Source organism: Mesorhizobium ventifaucium (genome assembly GCF_935822925.1).
GTDB lineage: Bacteria > Pseudomonadota > Alphaproteobacteria > Rhizobiales > Rhizobiaceae > Mesorhizobium > Mesorhizobium ventifaucium.
In genome coordinates this window covers 125,993-148,444 of sequence record NZ_CAKXZS010000034.1, presented here as the reverse complement: position 1 = coordinate 148,444, position 22,452 = coordinate 125,993, and the positions used below count along the sequence as shown (strand labels likewise).

Annotated in this window: 26 protein-coding genes; 11 read left to right on the top strand and 15 right to left on the bottom strand. The window is 60.7% G+C overall.

Going from position 1 to position 22,452, the window contains the following annotated elements:
• The first annotated feature begins 6 nt into the window (after positions 1-6).
• The gene (locus NMG70_RS26275) at positions 7-921 is read left to right on the top strand and encodes a YihY/virulence factor BrkB family protein (protein WP_436798461.1); all 915 of its coding nucleotides are present in this window, start codon (positions 7-9) and stop codon (positions 919-921) included.
• 17 nt (positions 922-938) lie between these two features.
• Here the strand turns inward: NMG70_RS26275 and NMG70_RS26270 are convergent, their stop codons facing one another.
• The gene (locus NMG70_RS26270) at positions 939-1,223 is read right to left on the bottom strand and encodes a DUF3606 domain-containing protein (RefSeq protein WP_254027206.1); all 285 of its coding nucleotides are present in this window, start codon (positions 1,221-1,223) and stop codon (positions 939-941) included.
• A gap of 239 nt (positions 1,224-1,462) precedes the next feature.
• Between NMG70_RS26270 and NMG70_RS26265 the strand changes: the two genes are divergently transcribed.
• Positions 1,463-1,726 (top strand): hypothetical protein, encoded by a 264-nt coding sequence (locus NMG70_RS26265; protein WP_254027205.1) that lies wholly within the window; start codon positions 1,463-1,465, stop codon positions 1,724-1,726.
• 188 nt (positions 1,727-1,914) lie between these two features.
• Positions 1,915-2,115, top strand: a complete 201-nt coding sequence (locus tag NMG70_RS26260) for a CsbD family protein (RefSeq protein WP_091595138.1) — start codon at positions 1,915-1,917, stop codon at positions 2,113-2,115.
• Between the two features lie 129 nt (positions 2,116-2,244).
• Here NMG70_RS26260 and NMG70_RS26255 read toward each other — a convergent pair whose 3' ends face one another.
• Positions 2,245-2,445 (bottom strand): hypothetical protein, encoded by a 201-nt coding sequence (locus tag NMG70_RS26255; protein WP_254027204.1) that lies wholly within the window; start codon positions 2,443-2,445, stop codon positions 2,245-2,247.
• 314 nt (positions 2,446-2,759) lie between these two features.
• On the opposite strand from NMG70_RS26255, the gene NMG70_RS26250 reads away from it, so the two are divergent.
• Positions 2,760-3,653, top strand: a complete 894-nt coding sequence (locus tag NMG70_RS26250; protein WP_254027354.1) for a transglutaminase family protein — start codon at positions 2,760-2,762, stop codon at positions 3,651-3,653.
• Positions 3,654-3,857: 204 nt separating this feature from the next.
• Here NMG70_RS26250 and NMG70_RS26245 read toward each other — a convergent pair whose 3' ends face one another.
• The 4 genes from NMG70_RS26245 to NMG70_RS26230 all read right to left on the bottom strand — a co-directional run bounded on the left by NMG70_RS26245 (position 3,858) and on the right by NMG70_RS26230 (position 5,985).
• Entirely contained in the window at positions 3,858-4,157 is a 300-nt protein-coding gene (locus NMG70_RS26245; protein ID WP_254016601.1) for a DUF1236 domain-containing protein, read from the bottom strand.
• A gap of 510 nt (positions 4,158-4,667) precedes the next feature.
• Positions 4,668-4,892: a hypothetical protein gene (locus NMG70_RS26240; protein WP_254027203.1), complete on the bottom strand. Its 225-nt coding sequence runs from the start codon at positions 4,890-4,892 to the stop codon at positions 4,668-4,670.
• A gap of 7 nt (positions 4,893-4,899) precedes the next feature.
• Complete coding sequence (locus NMG70_RS26235; protein WP_436798460.1) at positions 4,900-5,145, bottom strand: hypothetical protein; 246 nt, start codon at positions 5,143-5,145, stop codon at positions 4,900-4,902.
• 78 nt (positions 5,146-5,223) lie between these two features.
• The gene (locus NMG70_RS26230; RefSeq protein ID WP_254027353.1) at positions 5,224-5,985 is read right to left on the bottom strand and encodes a Crp/Fnr family transcriptional regulator; all 762 of its coding nucleotides are present in this window, start codon (positions 5,983-5,985) and stop codon (positions 5,224-5,226) included.
• Between the two features lie 198 nt (positions 5,986-6,183).
• Here NMG70_RS26230 and NMG70_RS26225 point away from each other — a divergent pair, with 198 nt between their 5' ends.
• Positions 6,184-6,768: a type II toxin-antitoxin system HicB family antitoxin gene (locus tag NMG70_RS26225; RefSeq protein WP_254027201.1), complete on the top strand. Its 585-nt coding sequence runs from the start codon at positions 6,184-6,186 to the stop codon at positions 6,766-6,768.
• Positions 6,769-7,179: 411 nt separating this feature from the next.
• Here NMG70_RS26225 and NMG70_RS26220 read toward each other — a convergent pair whose 3' ends face one another.
• Positions 7,180-7,449, bottom strand: a complete 270-nt coding sequence (locus NMG70_RS26220) for a hypothetical protein (RefSeq protein WP_254027200.1) — start codon at positions 7,447-7,449, stop codon at positions 7,180-7,182.
• A gap of 107 nt (positions 7,450-7,556) precedes the next feature.
• Here NMG70_RS26220 and NMG70_RS26215 point away from each other — a divergent pair, with 107 nt between their 5' ends.
• From NMG70_RS26215 to NMG70_RS26205, 3 genes are all read left to right on the top strand, one after another.
• Entirely contained in the window at positions 7,557-7,730 is a 174-nt protein-coding gene (locus tag NMG70_RS26215) for a hypothetical protein (protein WP_254027199.1), read from the top strand.
• A gap of 128 nt (positions 7,731-7,858) precedes the next feature.
• Positions 7,859-8,071 (top strand): hypothetical protein, encoded by a 213-nt coding sequence (locus NMG70_RS26210; protein ID WP_254027198.1) that lies wholly within the window; start codon positions 7,859-7,861, stop codon positions 8,069-8,071.
• 133 nt (positions 8,072-8,204) lie between these two features.
• Positions 8,205-8,447 (top strand): DUF982 domain-containing protein, encoded by a 243-nt coding sequence (locus NMG70_RS26205; RefSeq protein ID WP_254027197.1) that lies wholly within the window; start codon positions 8,205-8,207, stop codon positions 8,445-8,447.
• A 971-nt stretch (positions 8,448-9,418) separates the two neighbouring features.
• On the opposite strand, the gene NMG70_RS26200 is transcribed toward NMG70_RS26205, so the two are convergent.
• Positions 9,419-9,817, bottom strand: a complete 399-nt coding sequence (locus NMG70_RS26200; RefSeq protein ID WP_254027196.1) for a hypothetical protein — start codon at positions 9,815-9,817, stop codon at positions 9,419-9,421.
• A 198-nt stretch (positions 9,818-10,015) separates the two neighbouring features.
• A complete protein-coding gene (locus NMG70_RS26195) occupies positions 10,016-10,594 on the bottom strand; it encodes a DUF6538 domain-containing protein (protein ID WP_254027195.1) in 579 nt (192 codons plus the stop codon).
• 563 nt (positions 10,595-11,157) lie between these two features.
• Between NMG70_RS26195 and NMG70_RS26190 the strand changes: the two genes are divergently transcribed.
• Together NMG70_RS26190 and NMG70_RS26185 are read left to right on the top strand one after the other, a co-directional pair.
• Positions 11,158-11,487 carry a hypothetical protein gene (locus NMG70_RS26190; RefSeq protein ID WP_254027194.1) on the top strand — a complete coding sequence of 110 codons (330 nt, stop codon included), beginning with the start codon at positions 11,158-11,160 and terminating at the stop codon, positions 11,485-11,487.
• A gap of 354 nt (positions 11,488-11,841) precedes the next feature.
• Positions 11,842-12,039, top strand: coding sequence for a hypothetical protein (locus NMG70_RS26185; protein WP_254027193.1), 198 nt, complete (start codon positions 11,842-11,844; stop codon positions 12,037-12,039).
• A gap of 452 nt (positions 12,040-12,491) precedes the next feature.
• Here NMG70_RS26185 and NMG70_RS26180 read toward each other — a convergent pair whose 3' ends face one another.
• From NMG70_RS26180 to NMG70_RS26155, 6 genes are all read right to left on the bottom strand, one after another.
• Positions 12,492-13,772 carry a hypothetical protein gene (locus NMG70_RS26180; RefSeq protein WP_254027192.1) on the bottom strand — a complete coding sequence of 427 codons (1,281 nt, stop codon included), beginning with the start codon at positions 13,770-13,772 and terminating at the stop codon, positions 12,492-12,494.
• Between the two features lie 642 nt (positions 13,773-14,414).
• Complete coding sequence (locus NMG70_RS26175) at positions 14,415-18,134, bottom strand: hypothetical protein (RefSeq protein ID WP_254027191.1); 3,720 nt, start codon at positions 18,132-18,134, stop codon at positions 14,415-14,417.
• 113 nt (positions 18,135-18,247) lie between these two features.
• Positions 18,248-19,987 carry a hypothetical protein gene (locus NMG70_RS26170; protein WP_254027190.1) on the bottom strand — a complete coding sequence of 580 codons (1,740 nt, stop codon included), beginning with the start codon at positions 19,985-19,987 and terminating at the stop codon, positions 18,248-18,250.
• A gap of 483 nt (positions 19,988-20,470) precedes the next feature.
• Complete coding sequence (locus NMG70_RS26165) at positions 20,471-20,833, bottom strand: helix-turn-helix domain-containing protein (protein WP_254027189.1); 363 nt, start codon at positions 20,831-20,833, stop codon at positions 20,471-20,473.
• 42 nt (positions 20,834-20,875) lie between these two features.
• On the bottom strand, positions 20,876-21,121 hold the full coding sequence (locus NMG70_RS26160) for a hypothetical protein (protein ID WP_254027188.1): 246 nt from the start codon (positions 21,119-21,121) through the stop codon (positions 20,876-20,878).
• 155 nt (positions 21,122-21,276) lie between these two features.
• Complete coding sequence (locus tag NMG70_RS26155; RefSeq protein ID WP_254027187.1) at positions 21,277-21,873, bottom strand: recombinase family protein; 597 nt, start codon at positions 21,871-21,873, stop codon at positions 21,277-21,279.
• 255 nt (positions 21,874-22,128) lie between these two features.
• On the opposite strand from NMG70_RS26155, the gene NMG70_RS26150 reads away from it, so the two are divergent.
• A complete protein-coding gene (locus tag NMG70_RS26150; RefSeq protein ID WP_254027186.1) occupies positions 22,129-22,332 on the top strand; it encodes a hypothetical protein in 204 nt (67 codons plus the stop codon).
• Positions 22,333-22,452: the final 120 nt, after the last annotated feature.

Here is a 22,452-nt window from a genome sequence, read left to right as displayed (position 1 = left end):
CAAAACATGTGGAATGTGGCGAAAGAGGGCTGGACACTCCTTAAGGAGAGCGTGCTCGGCTTCATCAATGACAATGCCTTGAGCCACGGGGCAGCGATGGCGTTCTATGCCACGACCTCGCTCGCGCCGATCCTGCTCATCGTTGTCGCCATCGCAGGCATGGCCTTCGGAAACGATGCGGCGCAGCTGGCGCTTTCGGCACAGATGGCGGGCCTGATGGGTCCGCAGAGCGCCGAGCTTTTGCAAGTGACACTCGAGAACGCGTCACACAAGGAGGCGGGAACTCTTGCGAGCATTTTGGGGCTCGTCACGCTGCTGGTTACCGCATCCGGCGTGTTCGGCGAAATGCAGGTTGCCCTGAACGAGATCTGGAAAGTCAAACCGGGAAAGACATCGATTTCCAGCCTTGTGCGGGCTCGCGCCGCAAGCCTTGGGCTCGTCGCGGCGCTTGGCTTCCTGCTGCTGGTGTCGCTGGTCGCGAGCGCTGCAATTTCGGCGCTTGGCGAAATCATCAATGCATATCTGCCCTTTGGCACCCTCATCCTCAGCGCTATCAACGGGATCGTTTCGTTTGCGCTGATCGCGCTGTTGTTTGCGGCAATCTACAAGGTCCTGCCCGACCGCGCGCTGCAATGGCGCGACGTCGGCGTCGGCGCCGTGGTAACGGCGTTTCTCTTCACGATCGGCAAGTCGCTGATCGGCTGGTATATCGGGACCAGCGCCGTCGCATCGTCATACGGGGCAGCCGGTGCACTGCTCGTCGTGCTGCTGTGGGTCTTTTATTCGTCCGTGATCTTTCTGTTGGGCGCCGAATTTACACGAGCTTACTCGGTTCGACATGGCAGCCGGTCCGATCTGGAGGCGACCATTGAAGCAAGTAAATCGCGAACAGAAGCCGGCGGCCAGGATGGAAAAGTCTGAATTTTTAGGCAGGCTGCTCACTGTCTCCCCAAGCCATTTCCGGCATCAACACCGGCGCTAAAACGCCCGGCGCGGCGCCCTGAGGCGAGCATGGCCTTGGGGATATCCGGTCGAAACGACGTGCGAAGTTCCTTCGCCGCAGCCACCAGCTTGGCGCGGTCGCTTCCATATCTCCTGATCAACTGATGGACTTGCGCCGGGGTGATGCCGTTCTGCCGGGCAAAATGCGTTACCACATAAGCCTCGCTGCCGGAGATCCGATCCCGGTGGCGTGGGTAGAGCTTCGCCGCGTCGGCTGCCATGCTTACTCTCCTTTGTCGCGTTTGCTCACAATGTCTGATTGGCCAACGCAAAACGGGCAATTTCGTTGCCACATGCGACACCAAAGCGCTTTACGCCGCAGGCCCGAACGCACGGCCAGGCAATCGGACCGACGCACGCCCGTTGGCTAAGTCCTTACGCCGATTTTTCGAGACTCAGCCCTGATTTTTCGAGACTCGGCCCTCGGGCACGCGCATGATATGGGCAGGGAGGAAAAGCCATGCGCGAATTGCCAAAGAGCATTGACGCAGACGTTGTCATCGAAATCAGCAGGTTGCTCGACGACCGTGCGAAGTCGGCACCAGTGCCAGTCCACAAGCTTGCCTCGATGATCTCGAACAGTGTCGAGACCGACTTGCCGACAGCGTCCATTGAAGAGTTGATCGTTGAAATGGCCATGACCCGCCAACTCCCGATGCTGTTCGATCTACCGGGCGCGGATGCAGACAACGTCATATCGATCGCCTTGGCGCGCGCCACCTGATCACGCTGAGGAACCTTCCCGTCGAGTGTGATTTCAAGACGCGGATCGTCCCATCCTGCTCGAATTCGCCCGCTGGCTTCGGCCGGCGGCTTTTGCTGCGTCGCCAATAATAATCGTCATCGGCGGTCCGCCGTCGGGAACGTGTGGTGGCCATTTGCATTTCCCTTTGAGCAGCAAAGGAGGAATTCATGAACTGGGATCAAATCAAGGGAAAATGGATGCAGTTCAAAGGTAGGGCCAAGGAGCAATGGGGTGACCTGACCGATGATGACCTTGACCGCATCGAGGGCAATCGTGACCAACTCGCAGGCCGCATTCAGGAGCGGTATGGAATCGCCAAGGAAGAGGCAGAGCGCCAGGTAGATGACTGGTCCAGAAGCCTCACCTGAGTCTTCAATATCGAGGCTGCGCCGTCGATCGGCGCAGCCTCGAAATCATCCAAGTTCACGCTCGGAAATCAGGTGCATGCGACGGCGGCGAGCTGATCTGCGCCAGCCCTCGCGCCCGGATTTTCGGAGCTAGCGCGCCGATTGTCTCTTGGCTTGGACGGCGACGGCGGTGAGGAAAGCCGTTGCGGCAGTATCGCACGCCGCTCGGGACGGGCTATAGGCGAAAAGGATCAGCTCGGCAGCCCTTGTCGTAAGGCCGTGCTTTTTAGCGAAAGCAGTTATTTCGTAAGGCTTGTCTTGGTCTATGGCCAGTTCGTAGTCTTCATTCATTGCTTCCTCCCGTTTGCGACGTTCCTCGCCTTGGCCCTCCGTGGCGCAAGGATTAACTTCCCCGGCCTTGAGAGAGTCTACCAATTGGAGATTGCAAAAGGCCTGCGGCGCACGTCCGCTGCTTTTTTCGCGGCCATACTCCCAACGAAACCAGGAGCAGCGGGCCGGCATGCATGATCACTTCGGCGCTAGCCGTGCCGGTCTGTTCATCAATCCGCCTGGCACGCCGTATTGAGGGCAGCCCCATTTTGTCCGCTGCACATCAAAAAAGCTTATATGATGGGGCTGATATCGCAGGTGGTCGACGCAAGCCAATGCCGATCTTTTCAGTCAAGCACACGACCGTCTATCGCTACACGCAACCGGTGAGGTTCGGCGAGCACCGGCTGATGTTCAGGCCGCGCGACAGTTTCGATCAGCGACTTCTGGATCACGCCCTGTTTGTCGACCCCGAGCCGAAAGAGATTGGCTGGATCCATGACGTTTTCGGAAACTGCGTTGCTGTCATCGACTTCAACGGCTCGGGCGACGAACTGCGTTTCGTCACAGACATTCGGCTCGATCACACGCCGCAGCATGCGCCTGATTTCCGTATCGATGACGCAGCACTCAGCTATCCATTTTCCTACGATCCCGACGAGGCAACCGACCTCACCCAAACCATCGAGCGCCATTACCTCGATGACGGCGACGAGATCGGCAAATGGGCACGACAGTTCGTGAGCGCCAAAGGGCACACCGAGACGGGCAAATTGCTGATGACACTTTGCTACGCCATCCACGAAAGCTTTGTGTATTCGCGTCGAACTGAATCAGGAACGCAACCGCCTCTCATGACCTTGCACCTGCGTCGAGGCACATGCCGGGACTTTGCGCTGTTTATGATGGAAGCGGTTCGTTCGCTCGGTTTTGCCGCCCGGTTTGTGACCGGTTATGTCTATGTGCCGAACCGCGACAGTGCTTCTGTCCTCGGCGGTGGGTCGACGCATGCCTGGTGCCAGGTCTATTTGCCTGGCGCGGGTTGGGTCGAGTTCGATCCCACCAACGGCATTGTCGGCAACCGGGACCTGATCAGGGTGGCTGTGGCCAGGCATCCCGGGCAAGCCATTCCTCTTTCCGGAAGCTACTGCGGCAGCGCGTCGAGCTTTCTCGGCATGACGGTGGAGGTCAAGGTGGTGAAGGAAGCCGGCAATCACCAGCATCAGTAAAAATCAGCATTTCCAATATACTCGGAACTGTTCGCGGGAGTTTGCTCGCCGGTGTCTGTCGGGATTTGGCGCATTGGGCAATCACGCCGTTGCATGACTATCCAGCGCGATATTGCACCTTCCATCTCTGCGACATCGGGATGTCGAGAAGGCGCCAGCCCGCCGCACCTTTCGGCAAGACGGGCTTCAGCGTGAGGGGTCACGTCAGTCGTAGACCTTCACAATCTTGCGGGTACCTGGATCGACCAGGACGGTTCGGCCATCGATGACGACGTAGCGGTACTGGACGTCCGGCACCTCGTAAAGCTCGACTGTTTCGGGCAAAGCTGTGCCGATGTTGAGCTCCACGCCGGGAAGGCTGAGTGATGCCACCGGTTTCTTTTTCACGTATTCCCGGATCACGGTGTCATGCTCGGGTTGAATAATGACGTCCTGAGCGGCGGCGGCGCTGACACCGACGAGCAGAAGGATGCCTGCCGCAGCCAATGTAAGTTGCTTTCCCATTATAGCCTCCAAGCAACCTTCAGCTGCGGTGCTTGATTGCTGCCGCGGCGGGTTGCATGGCTATCTCAACGATGCGGAGCAATTCTTGTTCCACCGGTTATGCACGAACCGGCTGCCACGGCGCATCAACGCCGATGCTTGGGGCGCCCGCGAACGCCCGCTCAAGGCTTGGTTTCTTCTTGAGGTGGCGCGCTTGGGACTGGACAATCAGGCTGTGGCCATTTTTCACACGGAGAGGGCTTGTCGCCAGCGTCGCCATAACGTTCCACGAGTTTTGCGAAGCCGTAGGCGAAGGCGGAAAGCAGCGCCAGGATAATCACTATGCGAGCGGCCATACGGGATTATAGCAGGCTCCCGCTCAGGATTGATCCAGTATCGGCTGCGCTCGGCAGGCCGGCGACGCGCAAGTCCGCTCGGGAACCTGCGGCCCCATCGTCGCGGACGATCTGCGCTACCAGCCTGGTCCGCCGTGAGAGACCGAGGCGCCGCTATGCTGCTACCCAGAGGCGTCTAGGGGGCCGCATCGAAATCGATCGCAAATCCCGCGTCGATGGCGCTTCTCGCAATGAGATCGCCAATTTGCCAATCCGTGAGTTCGCAAAGTGGAAACATCTTCCTCACGGCGGTGGTCACTTCGAATATCGAAACGCTCGGATTGTCGACATGATCGATCAGGTAGCGGACAATCGCTTGCCGAACATCCAATGAATTTGGCTTCTGCAGCGGCGCGGACATTTCCGGCCTACGAATGGAGCCGTGGTTCCAGGCCATCGGCTGTTTTGGCGTCGAAAGCGACGGGCACGCCGTGCACTACGCATGCTGCCGCCAGCATCTCCTCCAACTCATGGTTGGTGGCCTTGCAAGCCGGCATGAGGGTTCGAATGGCGCGTATCGCCTGCGCGATCGAGAGATACCGAGCCTTGCCTCTGGAAAGGACATAGGCCTCCGTCGCGCCTTCAACCGTGACTGTGTGAAAAGTGTGGCTCATCAACAGTTCCTCCCTGCCAACAATACGACTTTCGTCTAACATGCGGCGGCCTTCAAGCATATGTCTGATATCGGACAATCAGGCGGAGGCCGGGCGGGCGGAGGCTGGGCCGAAGTGACGTTGCTCCTCGTCGCCATAGGCACCATGCGTGAGCTTTTTCATTCCGGCACGGTCGACGATGGTGATCTCGCCGCGCCTGGCGTGAACCAGCCCCCGATATTCCAGCATTTGCAGCGCGGTGGTGACCCCGGGGCGCCGGGCGCCGAGCATGGTCGCCAGAAATTCATGCGTCAGCTGGATCTTGTTTCCCTCGGTCCGGTCGTGGACCATCAGCAACCAGCGGGCCAGCCGTTCCTCGATCTTGGAGTGGCCGTTGACCAGTGCCGTCCGCGATGACTGAACAAGGAAGGCGTGGGCATAGCGAAGCAGTGACTCGCGAAGCGACTGGCTCTTTGCCACCTCAGAGCGAAGATTCTCAACCGGCAGGCACCAGCCATTGCCTGCGACCTGGATATAGGTCTCATTGGGAGAGCTGTCCTGGCCGAGAATGACGGCAACGCCTGTCATGCCATCATAGCCAATGATCCCGACTTCACTCTGCCGCCCTCCAGTCATGGCGGCGACCACCGAAGCGATACCCGCCTCTGGAAAATACACATGCTCGATCGGCTGATACGGCACCTCCAGCTGGGCTTTGAGGTCCAGTTGGACATGATGCATCGAAGGCAGCAGCAGCGCGAAATCCTCTGGGGAGAGGGTTTTCAGCACATGATTGCGAGGAAGGGACACGGCTCTCTCCCGAACGGGCAAGAGCACGTATCCTCTCACTGTCGGCTGCATCCGCAGCACTGGCGGCCGATATCGGAGCATAGGCTGCAAACGCGCGATTGGCAAAACCTTCGCCACCCGCGGCCGAACTTAAAACTGAGAAGGCCCTGGCGGCAGTCGATCCGGCTCCCCTTTGAGCATCCTTGCGCGCAGAACACCTGGGCGAACATGCTGTGCTGGACTTTGTGCCACAACCGGGCGCGCAGTTCTATGGCTCGCCGCACAGGGTTGCACCTCGAAACCAAGAAGGGTGGCTCCAGCCACCTGATCATCCGTCGTGGTGATCGCAAGTCGGAATTGCCAATGCATGGCTGGCAAGGAACTCGGAACAGGCTTGGTCAATGCAATCAAAAAGCAGTTGGGATTGAAGTGATGGCTGGATATCGTGTCAACGTGGAACCGGACGATAACGGAACGCTGCTCATAACATGCCCGCAATTGCCAATTGTGGTGACGTTCGCAGAAGATGAGCAGGGTGTGCTCCAGCACGCGGTTGATGCCATAGAGACCGCACTGGCAAGTATGATCGACGATGGTGAGGACGTCCCTCGCCCAGATGGCCAACCGGGATTGGTCATCGATTTACCGGCACTGACCTGGCTGAAGCTGAACCTTTATTGGTCGCTCAGGGATGCGGATATAACGCGAGCAGAATTAGCCACGCGATCGGATTGGAAGAGGGAGTCTGTCGACCGCCTGTTCAGGCTTGATCACCGATCCAGACTGGAACAGTTGGAAGCAGCCTTCTCAGCGCTGGGACGCACGGTGGAAGTCGACATTCGCGTGGCCGCCTAGCTACGGCAAGATAGATGGAGGTAGACACCGTCCATGGACAACTGGCCGCGAGTCTGCTGGCGTTCAGCAAAAAGAAGTCGCCGAAACGACCCGCACAAAAGGCGAAGCTGGCATCGTAAGCGATCACGTCTCTGGCCCGAAACCTACCGGTTCTTCGCTCCAGGGCATGCAGTTTCGCACTTTGTTCCGCACGCCGACGACGGCTCACGTAAATGGCAAAACGTCTAAGAAGTTGATTTACCAGTGAAACTGGTGCTGCGAGAGAGGATTGAACTCGCCAAGCGATGGCACAACTATCTGATATTACTTCGTAAATTTTCGTCGCCGGTGCAGTCTGTGTACCACCCTTGTGTCTCCTCTGCAACCGACGCTTGACCTGAGACCATCAAGCTCTGCCGTGCGAACGAGCCGTTACTTCGTCCTCCCCAGCCCCATCGCGCTAAAAATGGCAAACTGCGGTGATATTTTGGTTGCCTCATCTGCCGGAAACCCAGCCGCCACGAGATTTAGGCAGAGAAGTCGACTGAAGCGACCGTCGTTCATGCAGCGCTCCTTTAGCTCAGCAAACCGCCTCGTGCGCTCACTCATCGCTGTTGCGTACTCCGCCTCGATGCTCTGCTGCACCCCGCCAGAAATTTCTACCAAACATTCCGGCCCCTTTTTTCGTACGAAATCGTACATTGATTTTTTCCCGGAAAGTGCAACAAGTGGTTACTTGGGGCAGCGGCTCGGGGAACCCTCGGGTGAACGTTAAGACGACCAACGGGCGCACAGTCGAGGACCTTGTGATGGAGGTCATCGAGGCAGCCCCATACGGCGGAATCGTCTCCGTTAAGGCCACCATAGCAGCGGTGCGCGAAGATGGCCCCCATTGGGAAGTGACCGACTGTGATCTGATCGAGTTTATCGTGGAAGCGGCTCCGGCATTTGGGCGCGCGGTAGCCTTCGACCAACGCGAATGATCCTCTGATGGCCGCCGGTTGATCAGCCAGTCCTTCGCGCTCAGAATTTCTACCAAACATTACTGACCCCTAAAGGAACCATTCCGTATTTCGCGAGTTGCGGCTGGGCGGGGTTGGGACAAGCAGACATGGCAAAGCGTGATAGGGCCGGGCAAAAGCCCCCCGTTGCCGAGTTCATTCGGCAGTTCATTAGTGCTGAAGACAATCGTCATCACGTACACAAGCTGCTTGGGCTGGAGGTCGAACCAGAACTGCCGCCAACTCTGGCATCATTGCTTGAGGCAATCGGCAAGGCCGGGCGGGCCGAATACGCCCCCCAAGGGAGAGCCCGCCGCCGTTGAGGGACAAGCGACGGGCCCACAGCGGCTGTGCTTCCACGGAGAACTGACCGCCGCAATTCTAAACCCGCTCTAAACCCGCGCGGGCCTACATCGTTCCCTTATCAGCGGCCTCTTCCCCCTCTAGATTCCCCTCATGGCAACCTTCTGGTTCTCCCCTCCGGTGTTCGTGAAGACCGAGCTGGTCGGTGTCAGCTACGGGTGCAAAAACGTCAGAGGTGCCGCCGAGCAGCTCCTGAAGTGGACCAAGAGGGGACCCAAGTGGCACCGAGCGTCGGCCCTCTGCCTTCAAGCCTTAGGTGGCGAGGAGGTGGACCTCAAGGAAGTACGCAAGGACTTGGAGGCTGCTGCCGAGGAGGAGGGGGTACTATGGCCATGAAGCTCTCACTTTAGCTCGCATGAGCCTGTTATCCGATGGGTCGTATGAAAATTTGGCCCGGATATTCCGACCCCTCCTTTTGACCCCGTTGAACCCGCTCACCCGAATTGTCTATCCGAGCTAGCTCAAGCGGCCGATTTTGGGGGCGACCTATATCGGCTACTAATGACCTGTCGCTTGACGCTGGGGTCAATTGGGTGGGCACTCGTCATTGGGTGGGCACGCGCGTCAGGCCGGGGTGTAGGCTGGGGTACGGAAGTCGCAATCTTTGAAGGTCCGTCCCCGGCCGCACTCTTGAGACACCCGCCCGGGTGGCCTTGGGGGCGGCACTAGCCGGTGTAAGACTGACAGGGTGCCCAAGGCTCCGCTGTCTGTCCTGTCATCGCTCAGTCACTATTTAGTTGTGCTGCCACTGCACCCTGCGAAGGCAGCTCAAAGCAGCGGGGACTAACCCCAAGCCCCCCACCCGGTCCCCGCTGCTCATTTACCGTCACGGAACCCCGAAGGTCTAGCCGACCCAGAGCGCCATCTTCAGCGCCCGTTCAGCGACCTTCGGCCGTGCCTCCTCCTAGTCCTCCCCGACGCTGCCTGAGGAGATCCCCGACGCAAAGGCAACCCCTCAGGCACCCGCTCGTCGACCACAAACGCCCTCCGCCCAAGCCTGACGATCCACTTCGGCCGCTCCGTCAAAGCGACCGCATTACCTGCCTGGGCGATCCGATGTTGACCGCAACGGCAACCACCGCCGTTACCTGAAGCTCGCAGTCATCCCATGCTCGACGACCCCACGAAACAGCATTGGCGCTACCGCGAGACGAGCTCTGGTGCGTCAACCGTGGGGTGAAGCGAGGCTGCCTAAGCGTTCCTGAGCGTGGCGTGTGGTGGAACCGAGGGGGGTGATCCCGCGCTGCCCTCTATCTGATCGGTCGGGCGGATTTTTCCGCCAGATATTCCCGCTCTCAGCGCCTGTCTTAATTACTCTTGGCGTTGTCCTTCAAGGTCTTCACCAATTCCAATAGCCCAAGGTCGAAGGTCGCTTCGGGATGTTTGGTACACCAGTTATCTATGAAGACAATTGATTTGGCTACCACGTCGTCGCCCAAAGAAGCAAAGGCGTCGGAAACCTTGGGGGCAGCCATGTTGTAGCCTGTGCGGAACCCCCGAACGTATTGCTTGAACTCATTGGTTACTTGTACGCCTTGCGGGCTTTTGATGCCTCCCCGCTGTCGGACCAATGCCATGCCGTCTACGAGTTCCGGACAACTCACGGAACCCATCCCGCCACCCGTCATGAACATGCCTTGTTCGTCCGCCGCCAATGCAGATTGCGAAGTTGCTGCCATCACCATCAAAAGAAAAATCCAACGCACCCCTGCACCCTCCCATTTTCCTGCCACCCTACATACAGCACTCACAGGGTGTGCCAAGAGTGTGCCGGGAACGGTGACAGCGCGGCTCTATGCCAACGCCTTCCGCAGCCCCTGTCGCATGCTCCAGCCGCCTCTCAGGCCCGCCGTATCGTTCCCTACGGCGCCAAGCGCGTGGCCCTCTCTCCCAAGCATCCGTGCCTAGTCGTCCTTGGTCTTCGGCTTTCGGCTTTGGGTGGCGAACTTGTGGTCCAAGAGAGCAAACAGGTCCATGTCGCCAGCCGCCCGTGGAGGCCTTTCAACTTGCGTCGGCTCCGCAGCCCAGGCGGGGAACTGCTTCCGCGCCTCCTCGTCAGGCGAGTAGTCGCCTCCGGCCTTCTTGAGGTTCGTCTCAGCCGCAAGCTGAATTGCCTTGAAGGCGGCATGGACGACGCGGGTTCGACTCAACGGCTCAGTATTTATCCCCTGCTCGGCAAACAGATCATCGACCGTCGGCCCGAACCAACGGTCCAGTTCACCGCTTGCCTGCTTGCTTTTGTTAAGCTGGAGGACTTGTTTCCAAATCCCCTCCTCGCCCGGCTCACTGTCCATCATGTCGACCAAGCGGGCGTAGTGGATGCCGGCAAGGGCCTGGACTTGTTTGGTGGAGAGCGGCTGAGGGCCTTCCCTGAACCTTTGCCAGTACTCATGTAGTGCGGCGTCGGCCTCGCGGTGGCGCTTCTTGGCTTCTTCGCGGTCTTTCGTAGCGAGGCTGACCTTGACGGTTGCCCCCGCTTTCACTGTTTTGATGCTCCGCCAACGGGAATTGCTACCTTCCCGTCCAGTGGAAAATTCTTCAAGTCAGTCGGTGCGCGTTGCCGAAGGTAATAGACACCAGTCTTCGGATAGCTTCCAAGGTCCAGGCATTCTCAAGCTCATGTGTACCACCCCTGTGTACCAGACAGGCGGCGAAAAATGGGTTGGAATGGTGCTGCGAGAGAGGATTGAAGTCCCTCAAACGCCGCACCCAGCATTGAAAAGACAGAGCTTTTCGGGTCCGACCCTACGAGTTCCATAGCAGCGGACCATAGCAGTTGGCAACCCGAAGCACGCTTCCAAAGCCTTGAGTAGATGTGCAGGAGTATGGCGTCCTTCCGCGACTGGTTCGTACACCCAAGGCTGCGCAACGCCAAGCGGCCCACTATTGGTCACAGCCATCGGGGGGGGCCGGGCCTATAGTCCAAAAAAACCATTGATGCGCTCCCCTAGCGATGACTCGCTTCGGAGCTTCACTGACTGTGGATCGATTGCGAACGCGGGGTTTCCGTGTAAGCTGCACCCAACTGTTTGGGGGGGATAATCTTATGCGGAATGCTTGCGCAGCGCTGGCGGCAGTGCTGATGATTAGCGGTTGCGCTATGACGCTGCCGGTCAAGGGGCAGTCGGGCGATGGTTCCGAGACCTTCACAGGGTCCGCAACAGGCCAAATCGACGGAGCCGGAACCCTCTCCATCGTAAGCAACAAGGGCCGCACCTGCAAAGGTGACTTCGTGTACATAACCAGGCGCGAGGGCAGCGGCACGTTCACTTGCAGCGACGGCCAGAGCGGCCCCTTCACGTTTGTCTCGACGGGCACTCGCGGCACTGGCTCGGGTACACTTGGCGGCAAGCCCTTCACCTTCTCGTTCGGATGAGTGGCCCCGCCCCACGCTACACACAAGGTCGGCTCACGCGCGGTCTTATCTTCGGGGGGATCGGCTACGCCATCGGCCTCAGCACGGGCGTTGCGGCACTGGGCAGTGCAGTGAGCGGAGCGGTTGTGTTCGGCCCCCATTGGCTTTGTCATCGGGTGGCTAATGCCTGGGAGAGGGAACGCCCCGGAATCGCCACTGGTCTCGCCCGCCGCGCCCACGGCCGACGCCCGACCGGCAGGAGACCCTGTCGAAAGCAGTGCAGCCCCACGCAGCGACTTTGCGCGGCTGGAAGACTCTTTGAATGAGATGGTCCCAGTGGCTGCCCGTGCGCTGTGCTCGATCTGGAATCTTCAGATGAAGCTGCTCATCGTGGTCGGCCTCATGCCGTTCCTTGTGCGCTACCCTTGGCTGCTATTCGGCACCGCCTTCGTGTTGCTCGGGGTAGTGTTTCCTCTTGGCATCGTCTTTACGGTGACAGGGGTTGCCGCGATGCACTACGGCGCGGGGGCTAAGGGCAACTTCCTGGTCAACCTGGAGCGCCCGACGAGTTGACCGGATTTCTGGTCCCGCCCTATGCCACCACCTCATGCCGTCCCCTTTTGGCCCTGCGGCACTTCCTGCGGTGAGACCCAAGCTTTCGCTGCCCCGAGTGGCATGATGGGAGAGACCCTGGACTGCATGACGGCGGGGCCTGCGGTGGCCATGGTGTGGGAGGGTGGGAGTTCCGTTTGGGGAGTGACTGGGTGGAGGGCCTGATTGGGGAATAGCTTCCCCTCCCTCCTCTACTGGATGGAGCTACTGTAAGACTTTCCGGTACTCAAGGCAGTCACATTGAGCACTACAGCCTGGTGGTAGAGCAAGCCACATGCCACGGCGTCATGTCGGCCTGAAGCAAGGCCACTCGGTAGAAGAGCCGACGATGGAGAGGAACGGAGGCTTCCAAATACTCCTAGAGCCATACCTGGAGCCTATAGCGGCGAGTTATCTTGTTACATAGCGGCGCGTTATTGAACTACTTTCTCCTCCACCGGCAGCGCCACACCGACCAGCCGTCTCGCCTCTTGAAGCATCGCCGTTCTGGCCGCCTCTTTGTTGCTCTCCGCCACGAGAACACAGTCATGGATCGGCAGCGCGACTACGCCCTCAGAGAGAAGCCTGAGCAGCACGGCGACCAGGACGCCACTCTCGGCGTTCGCAAGCCTCGGCCCTATGTTGGTACCAAAGAGGTGGGCAATGGCGGGATGCCGAGCTGCCACCGCCGCTGTGAGCCTGCTCGCGGTCCATCCCTCCGGCAGCAATTCTCTCAGTTCCCCGGCGAGGCGGCGCAAGGCACCTTCCCGAAAGAAGAGGGACGCCACTGCCTTCTTAACGGCATCCCGGTGCCTTTCGAGGCCGGGGATATCGTAAGGGTCTCTACCCGGCAGGCCTGCCCCGAGGAGCGCGTACGCGAGATGAACGTACATGGCGCGATAGTCCAGCTCCACCACGCGCTCGCCGTTGATTGTGATGCCCGCCCGCTCCGCCCGGGGGAGGAACTCCCAAAAGCCCCTGAACAGCCTCCCGTGGCCGTCGAAGCTGGCCGGTGCCTCCGGGCTCCCTATGAGGAAGACCCGAACGAGCTGGTCAGGCGGCGGGCGGCTGCCGCATAGCCTTATGTCACTCCTTGCCAAGGCGGCGTTGATGGTCCCCATCTCGGCGCGAAGCCGGAGGGTCTCAACTGTGTCAGAGTAGTCCACCAGCACCTTCGGGCGGCCTCTGCCGACTACCGCTTTGAGAATGATTGTCTCGCCTCCTGGGGCGCGGCTAATGTCGCCCAGCGCTGCCCCCGAGCCAGCCAACATGGCACGCATCTGTGGCGCGGGCTCGATGGTGGTCCGAAGCTGCTTAAAGACTGCCTGGTGGTAGTGCACCAGCCCTTGCTCGGCCATCAACTTGAGGGTGGTGATGAGGGGCCCTCGTGGCAGCTCCTCGCGATCGTAGCGGTTGACGGCCTGCTTATGCGCCTGGACAGCAAGGCGGGTGCCCGGCTGGTGGCGGAAGGCGAGCATAGCGAGATTGGCCACTAGATTCTGGACAATGGCCAAGCGGCGCTGGGCGGCATCCCACCTTGGCTTGCGTTTTGGGTTGCGGCGGGAAGTGCCCTCAAGCCTGGCATTAAGGGAGGCCGCCATGTCCGCCAGCGGGGAAGCCTCTCGGGTTGTCAGCCAGGGATCGTGCATGATCGTGGGCGATGGGGGCAAACTTGCCACCACCATCCCGTCTAGCAGTTTCGTTTCTGAGGTCATGGCCCCTCCACGGCTATGGTGAACGGCCGCGGAATTTCGCATGTCTGGATGAACCCCAGTGCTGAGTCGACAAACGATGGGTTGGTCGAACGTTGGTAGGCCAAGCCGGCCAGGCGGGCAGGCCCTTGAGCAATGGCGGTAGCTTTCCCCAGCCGGTTAGCCGCACTGGGTCTCGCGCCAGGCTGGTACGTCCAGACACCTTCGTCATGGCTGTTGGTGATCTCCCGGAGCACGTCATAGCCTGCGAAGGGTTTGCCGGTTGAGGTCTCACCCCCTCGGCGCATAGCGCCCCGAATATGACCAGATGGGCCAATGTACGTCCCCAACTCCGCGTGAGCCTGAACGAAGACTTCCGCGCCGGCTGGCACCTCGGCCAACAGGCGTCGGATGCCTAGGGCAAGCATTGGGACGCCCGTGGTGGAGTGCCCAGCGCCCCACAGGACGCCCTCCTTGCCTCGCCCCGCCCAGACGACACCATAGGTACCCAACTGGAAACTCCCGACTGCCGTAACTTTCGTCTGGGGCTCGTGCCACGCGGCGACCGCAGCGGAGATTGCATGCGGCGAGTTCAGTTCTCCGGGCGCGAAGCCGTGCTTTGAAGCTGTCATGTCGATAGACCCTTGTTGGTCGGGGTGTTGTTCATCACTGTCCCTGCCCATTGCTGAGAGCGTCGAGCAATGCCCTTGCTCCAGGTTGCGCATCCGCCCTCGCCTTTCTATTCGCCTGGATGGCCCCCCGAGCTTCCATCTGCCGCTTCCCGATGATGGGATGCAGCTCAACGTTCTCCTGGAGGAACTTCTTCTTGGCGGCCTCGCGGTAGCGCTGGACGATCTCCCCAAGCTTGTTGATCCTGGTGCCCTTCACCTCGGGTTCGCCGTCAGGAAGGTCCTGGTAGGCATCCGACTTGATGAGACCCGCCAGCACCTCCTTCAGGCTCTTCTGCCCTGGGATGTGCCCAGACAGCTCCTGGAGCCGCTGGTAGGCGTTCTTGCCGTCCTTGAGGGTAAGCTCCCGTAGGTCCACGCCCTGGAGGTCTGTCCCCGGCTTGCCAATCCCCTTGTCGGTCTGGAGCATGATGCGGTTGTGCTCGGCCTCCACGATGTCATTGTCCTGGGAGTCCATGAGGCCGACGTGGCGCTCGATGGGGTCACCCCAGACATCCATGGAGAGGGGCAGGGTGTCCGACAGCCCAGGGACGCCCCTGATGGCATTGTCCACCAAGGTCCGAGCCTCACGGAGGTACGGGTCGGGATTATGGCCGCGCATCAGGGAGGACATCGGGAGCATTGACCCAGCGGTGCGCCCCAGGAACTTGGGGAGCTTGTTCTCCGGGTCTAGCGCCGCGTCCATTGCGTTGTTGAGGTTGAGGAGGAACGTCTTCTCGCCCAGGTTCTTGGCCACCGCCACGGCAACCGCCATGATCAGGTCCGAACGGTCCTGGTCGGGGTTCTTCCTCTGGAGGGCCACGATGTCGGCCACCAGACCCATGGCGGTGGAAGCGGGGTCGAACCTTCCGAGCTGGAAGTACTGCCTCTTGCCGTCTTCTCCCATCCAGGTGACCGAGTAGGGCTTCCATCCGGTCGATAGAAGCTCTTGCTTCAGCTTGTAGTCGGTCGGCCCGTAGCCAGTGAACTGGTCGTTGGCTGCAAGGTTGGCTGCGAGACCCATGAACATGGACCCCATGGCCATCTGCCCGATAGCGTGGGCTTGAGCCTCCGCTCCCACCTTGCCCATCAGGGCGTCCCGGAACTCCTTCTGGGCAACATTCAGCCCAGGGGTGAGCTTGATGCCATACCGGATGACGTTCACTGGGGTCTTCACGAAGGGCATCACGATGGCAAGGATGGGTGCCGTCTTCCTGGCGTTCTGCATGGTCCGCCCGATGCTGCCCCCGAAAGTGACCTCGTAGTTGAGGTCCTGTTGGAAGGTGGTCATCTGGGCCTCCCGCACGGCGTTGGCATCAAGTGCCCTGCCCGTTGCTGGATCGATGGCCTGGTTGAGAGCCTTCTGGACGTAATCCTTCAGGTCCTGGCCGGTGAGACCACGATCCGCCGCATCGGTCGCCGCCTTGGACTGCACCACGGCCCTGTATCGGAGAGTCTTGAAGAACTCATCGGCTCCACCAAGTGCCCGCGTAGGCAAGCCCACGATGGTCCGGTAGTTGGCCGACTGCCAGGCGTTGTGCGCCACGTCCCAGATGCTGTTCCAGGGCTTCCACTGAAGAGGTTGCGTCTGGATGCCCGTCATGGAACCGTCGAAGAACTCGGTGTTATGGGGGTTGAGGATGGAGTCGCCCCGCCTGAAGGCTTCGACCGCATTGGACCAGCCGTCCGCCAGGGAGGCGATGGCGTAGTGGTACTCCCGGAGGCCCTGCCTGGAGAGCGAGGACAGCTCCGCCCTCTTCCCCGCATCCTTGGTGATGAGACGGAGGGCCGCCGACCCGAAGACCTTCTCGGTGGGCCGTGCAGCCAGCATGAAGGCGTTGGTCGTCATGTTGACCACATGAGTGGGCCAGAGCCAGAGAAGGCCGTTAGTCAGGTGCCAGGTAGCCTCGTCCATGACGCGCTTGTCCCACCTCTCGTTGAGGATCATGGCGACCTTCTTGGGGTCTCCACCGGCCTTGCGCATGACCATGACGACCTTGTTGGGGTCCATGCGTTTGAGCTTCGCAATGTCGGCGGGCCTGAAGCGGAACTGCGAGCGAGCGAAGCGCAAGGTGCGCCCCGAGTTGGCGAGCATGGAGTTAGCCGATGCCATCGTGTCGAAGGAGACCCCGAGCCGCGCCATGAACTCCTCGGTGGCGAGCTGGGCGTTGCCCCCGAACTCCTGGAGGTTGCCGTTGGAAATCTTGGTCGCCAGGTCGTCCGCGTCGATGAACATGCGGTTGCCTAGCCTGAGGGCGGCCTCCATACGGGGAGCCATGAGCTTGGCCTGCTCGCCGGCCTCAGCGAACTGCCCGATGATGAGAGCCGGGTCCTCGTTGAACTGGGCTCCAAGCTCGTTGGCCAGGGACTTCACGCGGGCATCCGTCTGGACCTTGCCGCCCTTGGCCGCATTGAAGCGGTCCTCTAGGACCTGGCTGGATCGCTGTAGAAGCGACTCGACGTTGCCAGGGGTATGCAGCTTCTGCCACGGCAGGGGGACCTTCTCGCCGAAATCGTGACCAGCCGCCTGTGCCTGAGCCCTGGACCCGTGGGCAGCTATCGCCTTGGCATCGTCCTCGGTGGACTTGAGGATGGACGCCAAGTCCTCGTCCGGTATCTCCCCGGTGGAGACGACCTTAGGCGAGGTCTTGGCTGTCGGGAGGACGGGATGGCCGGTCTTGGGGTCGATGGTTGACCTACTGCCGGTCTGCTCGATGGTCGCTTCCGGTGGAGTTTCGCCATCTGCCGGCCTCGCCTGAGGTTGGGCAGGGTCAAGGACCCCGGGAGAGCTTGAGACGGGCACTTCGACTGGTTTGTCCTTTCCCAATGGCTGGTTGCCTGGCCCGAAGTCTTGGCCGAACTCATTGGCGTTGGCTTGGCGGGCCTTCTCCAGCTTGGCGATCTCCTTCGCCGCCGCCTTCTTGTCTCCGTTGCGGAGGTACTTGATGACCTTGACGGCACCCACGAGGGCGAGGTCTGCCCCGATGGACTCCAAGGCATTCTTGAAGCGGCCCTCGGCGGCGGTGTCATCCGGATCGGACGCCAGGTAGTTTGTCACTGGGTTCTGGAGGTCAGGGAACTCCTCGACCAGGTTCGACAGGCGGGCCTCATGGGGGTCCAGGACGACGTAGCCCGCCAGCGCACCCCTGGCGATCTCGAAGCCCGCCTTCAGGGCAGTGCTGCCTTGGGTGTAGGCCTTCGCGGGAGACAGGAGCTTGCCTGCCCCGATGAGACCCACGGCGATCTGGGAGATGCCCGACGACAGACCGTAGCCGACACTCTGGTTGTCCAGGAACTTGTCCTGGGCCTCGATGTTCCTGCGGTAGGGAGACTTCTCGGCCTCCGAAGGTTCGCCCACCAGAAAGTCCTTGGTCTCGAAGACCGCCTTGGACATGCCGGCATTGAGGGAGGCCCCGAAGTCGGTGACCCCCTGAGGCAGGAACGATGAGTCCCGTGCCGTCTGGAGAGACTCTGGGGCCGTAATCCTGTCGGCTGCCCGTGCGGCCAGCTTGGCGGAGACCCTCTCGAATGCTCGCTTGATGCGGGCCTTCTCGTCGTCAATCGGTGCGCCCGTGGTGTCCCGCCCAGTCGAAAGGGAGGATGGTGCCAGAGCGCCTCCACGAGAAGCCGCCCTTGCCGCGAGCTGGGCGTCGGCCGCCGCGAATGCCCTAAGGAAGCGAGCCTGCGTGTCGTCTGCTGGTGCAGTCGTGTTGTCCAAGTGATGTTCCTTGTCGAGTTGAGGTCCAGACGCCTGAGCGGCGCTTGCTCGACCTCGTTAAGGGGAGCCCCGAGCCATGCTGAGGCCAGGCGCTGGGGATGTATGAAGTTCTCTCAGTCGGCGGAACCCGTCTCCAGCCCCTCGGCCCGCTCCGCATCAAGAAGGATTTGGGCGGCTTCCTCCTCGGAAATACGGTACTTGGCTGCCAAATCTCTTGCAGCTTGACGGTGGATAGCGCCGTCCACCCGGCCCCCCGACACAGGGGCAGCGTCCGCATCGGACTGCTCCGCGGTCGTCCTTGGGGTGGCCTGAACACTTTGAGGGTAGGTGCCTGTCTGATCGCCATCTTCGACCTTCACTATGCGCTCGCGGATGGTCTTGCCGATGTCGAAGGCAGCCCTCTCCTTATCCTGGCTGGTAGCGTTCGGGTTCTCCGAGGCCCAATGCATGAGGAGTGTGCGGTAGTCGTAGAGCGCCCTTGCGCCGTCTTCGGAAAGACCTGTCACCTTGCCCAAGATGTTGTCTCGCTCGGGGATACCGGTAGCGTCGCTGATCATCCTGATGCTGTCCTTGGCGGAGGCGGTGCTCAGGATGCCGTCCGGCTTGTTGGCGGCCTCAACGGCCTTGATGCGGTCATAGGCCTGGGTGAGCGTCGAGGGGTCCTTGATGACGCCCATCCTCTGAAGCTCCACAATGCCGTCCCTTGTGAGCGCCCCGCTGTCGATTCTGGTCCACATCTCCATGAGTGCATCCGAGTCTTCCGGTATGCCGTCTCCGACCATCTGCTTGCGGAAGCTTGGGAGCTTGGAGCGGAACTCGGGGTCGCGCTTCGACAGCGCCTTGAGGGTTTCCTCGGGCACCTGGAAGTTCGGGTCCTCATGCACCTTCCGCAGCACGTCCGAAACGAGGGCATTGTGGCGCTGCTTGTCGGCCTTCTCGGCGGCTGCTGCCTTGGCGGTGGCGGTCTGCGCCAGGTTGGTCTGGATGGCGTCCATTGCCTTGAGTCGCTTGGTGCGGACCTCCAGGTCGTAGTCCATAGGCCTGTCCTGGCCGGGGAGCTTGCGGCTGAGGAGCGTTAGGAGTTCCTCGTTGCCGCTCTCGGTGGCCTGGAGGATGATGGAGTCAACCAGGAAGCTGTCCACGTCCTTTGCGAGGTTCTTGGTTAGGGCGGTATCCCGCTCAGCCATAAGGGTGCCCCAGAGGCCCTCGTAGTCGATCTCCGCTCCGGTGCTCCTGGAGGCTTCCTCGGCCCGCTCGATGTGATCCGTGGTGGAGGCACCGTGGGCCGCCAGGGCACCGCTGTAGACAGCATCCGCGCGGTCCTTGGTGAACCGGGCCTGATTGTTGTCCAGCATCTGGTTGATGTGAGGGTTGAGGCCGGCGAGCACCTCGGGGTCCGTCGCTTCGCCCACGTTGGACTTGAGGAACTCCCCGACGAATGTCTTGTAGGCCTCAGGGTCCCCGGAGTTTCGGCCAGGCCACTGCTGGTAGGCCAGGTCGAACTTGTCCTGGAGCTTGCGGCCTTGGACATCGCCCCGGGTCGTCTTGTACCAGGTCATGTAGGCCGGTGACTCCTGGGGAGGGATGAGACCCTTCTTCACCCCCGAGTCGAACCCTTCGCCATTGTTCAGGTAGGCGTCCCGGATGGCCAACTGCTTGTCGGCTGCATCGGTCTTGACCTTGCGCTTCTCCAGGAAGCCACTGAGGCCGGAGTCCAGAGCGCCGAGGCCCTCCGCCAGTTGGTGCAGGCTTGATGGAGCTGCCTGGGCGGGACGGACGTAGGTGTTGACCGGAGCGGACACACCTTGGATGGCGGCAGGGGTGGAAACTTGGCGCACTAGCGCACGGGCCATGGATAGGCTCCCTCTGGTTTGGGTTGTGAAGATGGTGGGGACGGCCCCCCGGAGTGGATCGCAGGTCGGCCGTGATGCCGCGCTTACGGTCGCCGAGAGATGAATGCGGGAGCTAGATGGAGGGCATTAGGGCGGTGGCATCTGGCCCCGCCTACTGTCTCCCTCCTCGATGCGTGATTGGAATGGTCCACCGATCCGATCCCTCGGACGTAGGTATTTATTCCTCAGAAAGCCAGCTCCGTCCCATCCGAATAGCGGAGCGAGATACGGCCCCCTAAGACAAGCCTCGATTACCAGTACCCGTGCTGGGCTGGCCGCTTATCAAGTAGGTGGGCTATTGGTTACAGGGACAATTGGGGGATTTGGCCGCCAGCATATCAAGTAGACGCCTAATTCGATCCGCTATGGCCGGACGGCCTCAATCCGCTAGTTTCATCAAGTAAGAGCCCATTCATTCGCACGGCGGCGTGGCCTTAGTGCGGGCTACGAACCGCCGTCCAAAATGAACTCGATCTGCGACACCAGGCCTCGTCCGCGTGGTGTCAGATAGAATATCTTCTTGCGACCATTGTCAGAGTTCCGCACGGTCCCGACCAGCCCCAGACCCGGCGTCCCCTCGCGGTAGCCGTGCCCCAGGTAGCGCAAGTGCTGCGAAATGGTGGTAGGCGAAAACCCCAATCGGTCCGCGAGGTCCTCCAGGGTAAGCGGATCGTCCGGGTCTCGCGGATCGAAGCCCCAGATGGCGGCCCCCAAGAATGCCACCGAGATAGCTATCGGCATATCCTTTCCCTCGGCCATCATGCGGCGGTTGGCTTCAAGATACCTACGGATTGTCTGGCTCGACATTGCAAACTCACACTCTAACTTGGGGGCCGGAACGGGATGGCTTCAGCAGTCCGCTAGGTGGGGGGGCACCGACAGCGGGCCGTAACAGGAACTGGCCTCGCGGCGAACCGAGGTGACGTGCGACAGCCAGCCGCCAAGGTCCCTGCCAGCCCTTCGGTCGGCAAGGAAGGAACCCACCTCGAAGTCCTCAAGGCAATCCAGGGCGAAGTTGATGGCGGTGGTGGCGTCTGCGAAAGCATCGACGGATGTGGGGATCGACGGCAGGCGGGCAGGCGTTATGGTGGTCATACGCAGTCTCCAGTTGCGGTTGCGCCACCAAATATCCTCATAACGACTCAGCAATCAAGACGTTTTCGAAGTAGATCGCATGGTTTTCATCGTGCACATGCGCAGTGTTGTTGCTAGATTATTTATCGAGTAGTTTGGCCACTGCCTCTCTGCTTCTATGGAACCCTCAAGATGCGGAAGACACTGGCCCTCCCGATCCCCAGCTCCTTGGCGATAGCGTCGGCAGTCTTGCCTTCGGCCTTCAGCCTAATGACCTCCGGGGCCATGCGCCGCGCGGTGGGAGCCCTCCCCTTGTACTTCCCCTCTGCCTTGGCCTTGGCGATCCCCTCAAGCTGCCGCTCCAGCATCAGCTCCCGTTCGAACTCTGCGATGGAGCCCAGCAAGTTCACCATGAGCTTTCCCGTTGGGGTTCCGGTGTCCAGGTTCATCGAGAGGATGCGGAGGGCCACGCCCTTGGCTCGGAGCTTCGCGGTGATCCCCACGAGGTCGGCCACTGAGCGGGCCAGACGGTCGAGCTTGGTGACGATGAGTGTGTCGCCCTCGCGCACGTAGTCCAAGGCCCTCTCAAGCTCCGGCCTCTTGGTGGCCACGGAGGACAGCTCCTCGCGGAACACCTTCGCGCACCCTGCTCCGGTGAGGTCTCTAAGCTGGGCCTCAAGCCCTGCCTTCTGGTCGGTGGTGGAGGTGCGGGCGTATCCGACTAGATGCCCGTTCGGTGTGGCGGTCGATGTGGTGTGCTCCGGCGCTTGCATGGCGGCTCCCTTTCGGATCATTAGACTCTTTGAGGCTGTGATCCATCCGTATCAAAAAGTCAATCCATATTCGTGTGAGACTCAAAATAGGCCCTCCCAGCCGACTCACTGAGGCAAGCCCTATTGATACTGCATGGTCTCGACCGAAGCCCCCGCAAGTTTCTTGCATGGTGTCTCATTATGTCTTTGACTTTAGTGATACTGCTGGTATTGTGGATTGTCTCGACCACATCAATCAACCTCAAGGAAACCACCATGTACGACTACAGCAAGCAGGCCCCCCTCCAGATCAAGTTTAATGATGCCGAGTATCGCTTTGCGGTGGACCACCTTCAGGCCGACGAGATCGGCGACTTTGAAGCTGACTGGCAAACGCGGCATGTGAGGGGCACACAGTTCTGGATTGACATAGCGGCGGAGCGCAAGGGCCTACCCTGCCGCTGGCAAGTCGCCGCCTAACGCCTCGCAGCGCTGCTATGAAAGCCCCAGTGTCGCCGCTGGGGCTTTTTGCTGTCGGTAGGGCCGAGCCTGGAGGTGGCGGCCGCAAGGGCCGAGCCTGGAGGTGGCGGCCGCAAGGGC

What these genes read in the sequence shown, in the direction of transcription:
- NMG70_RS26180 (WP_254027192.1), bottom strand. Translation starts at nt 13,772, where the DNA reads ATGACCTCAGAAACGAAACTGCTAGACGGGATGGTGGTGGCAAGTTTG.
- NMG70_RS26150 (WP_254027186.1), top strand. Translation starts at nt 22,129, where the DNA reads ATGTACGACTACAGCAAGCAGGCCCCCCTCCAGATCAAGTTTAATGAT.
- NMG70_RS26170 (WP_254027190.1), bottom strand. Translation starts at nt 19,987, where the DNA reads ATGGCCCGTGCGCTAGTGCGCCAAGTTTCCACCCCTGCCGCCATCCAA.
- NMG70_RS26265 (WP_254027205.1), top strand. Translation starts at nt 1,463, where the DNA reads ATGCGCGAATTGCCAAAGAGCATTGACGCAGACGTTGTCATCGAAATC.
- NMG70_RS26230 (WP_254027353.1), bottom strand. Translation starts at nt 5,985, where the DNA reads ATGCAGCCGACAGTGAGAGGATACGTGCTCTTGCCCGTTCGGGAGAGA.
- NMG70_RS26250 (WP_254027354.1), top strand. Translation starts at nt 2,760, where the DNA reads ATGCCGATCTTTTCAGTCAAGCACACGACCGTCTATCGCTACACGCAA.
- NMG70_RS26185 (WP_254027193.1), top strand. Translation starts at nt 11,842, where the DNA reads ATGAAGCTGCTCATCGTGGTCGGCCTCATGCCGTTCCTTGTGCGCTAC.
- NMG70_RS26260 (WP_091595138.1), top strand. Translation starts at nt 1,915, where the DNA reads ATGAACTGGGATCAAATCAAGGGAAAATGGATGCAGTTCAAAGGTAGG.
- NMG70_RS26190 (WP_254027194.1), top strand. Translation starts at nt 11,158, where the DNA reads ATGCGGAATGCTTGCGCAGCGCTGGCGGCAGTGCTGATGATTAGCGGT.
- NMG70_RS26245 (WP_254016601.1), bottom strand. Translation starts at nt 4,157, where the DNA reads ATGGGAAAGCAACTTACATTGGCTGCGGCAGGCATCCTTCTGCTCGTC.
- NMG70_RS26220 (WP_254027200.1), bottom strand. Translation starts at nt 7,449, where the DNA reads ATGTACGATTTCGTACGAAAAAAGGGGCCGGAATGTTTGGTAGAAATT.
- NMG70_RS26155 (WP_254027187.1), bottom strand. Translation starts at nt 21,873, where the DNA reads ATGCAAGCGCCGGAGCACACCACATCGACCGCCACACCGAACGGGCAT.
- NMG70_RS26255 (WP_254027204.1), bottom strand. Translation starts at nt 2,445, where the DNA reads ATGAATGAAGACTACGAACTGGCCATAGACCAAGACAAGCCTTACGAA.
- NMG70_RS26225 (WP_254027201.1), top strand. Translation starts at nt 6,184, where the DNA reads ATGGCTCGCCGCACAGGGTTGCACCTCGAAACCAAGAAGGGTGGCTCC.
- NMG70_RS26240 (WP_254027203.1), bottom strand. Translation starts at nt 4,892, where the DNA reads ATGTCCGCGCCGCTGCAGAAGCCAAATTCATTGGATGTTCGGCAAGCG.
- NMG70_RS26165 (WP_254027189.1), bottom strand. Translation starts at nt 20,833, where the DNA reads ATGTCGAGCCAGACAATCCGTAGGTATCTTGAAGCCAACCGCCGCATG.
- NMG70_RS26210 (WP_254027198.1), top strand. Translation starts at nt 7,859, where the DNA reads ATGGCAAAGCGTGATAGGGCCGGGCAAAAGCCCCCCGTTGCCGAGTTC.
- NMG70_RS26235 (WP_436798460.1), bottom strand. Translation starts at nt 5,145, where the DNA reads ATGAGCCACACTTTTCACACAGTCACGGTTGAAGGCGCGACGGAGGCC.
- NMG70_RS26160 (WP_254027188.1), bottom strand. Translation starts at nt 21,121, where the DNA reads ATGACCACCATAACGCCTGCCCGCCTGCCGTCGATCCCCACATCCGTC.
- NMG70_RS26275 (WP_436798461.1), top strand. Translation starts at nt 7, where the DNA reads ATGTGGAATGTGGCGAAAGAGGGCTGGACACTCCTTAAGGAGAGCGTG.
- NMG70_RS26270 (WP_254027206.1), bottom strand. Translation starts at nt 1,223, where the DNA reads ATGGCAGCCGACGCGGCGAAGCTCTACCCACGCCACCGGGATCGGATC.
- NMG70_RS26205 (WP_254027197.1), top strand. Translation starts at nt 8,205, where the DNA reads ATGGCAACCTTCTGGTTCTCCCCTCCGGTGTTCGTGAAGACCGAGCTG.
- NMG70_RS26215 (WP_254027199.1), top strand. Translation starts at nt 7,557, where the DNA reads ATGGAGGTCATCGAGGCAGCCCCATACGGCGGAATCGTCTCCGTTAAG.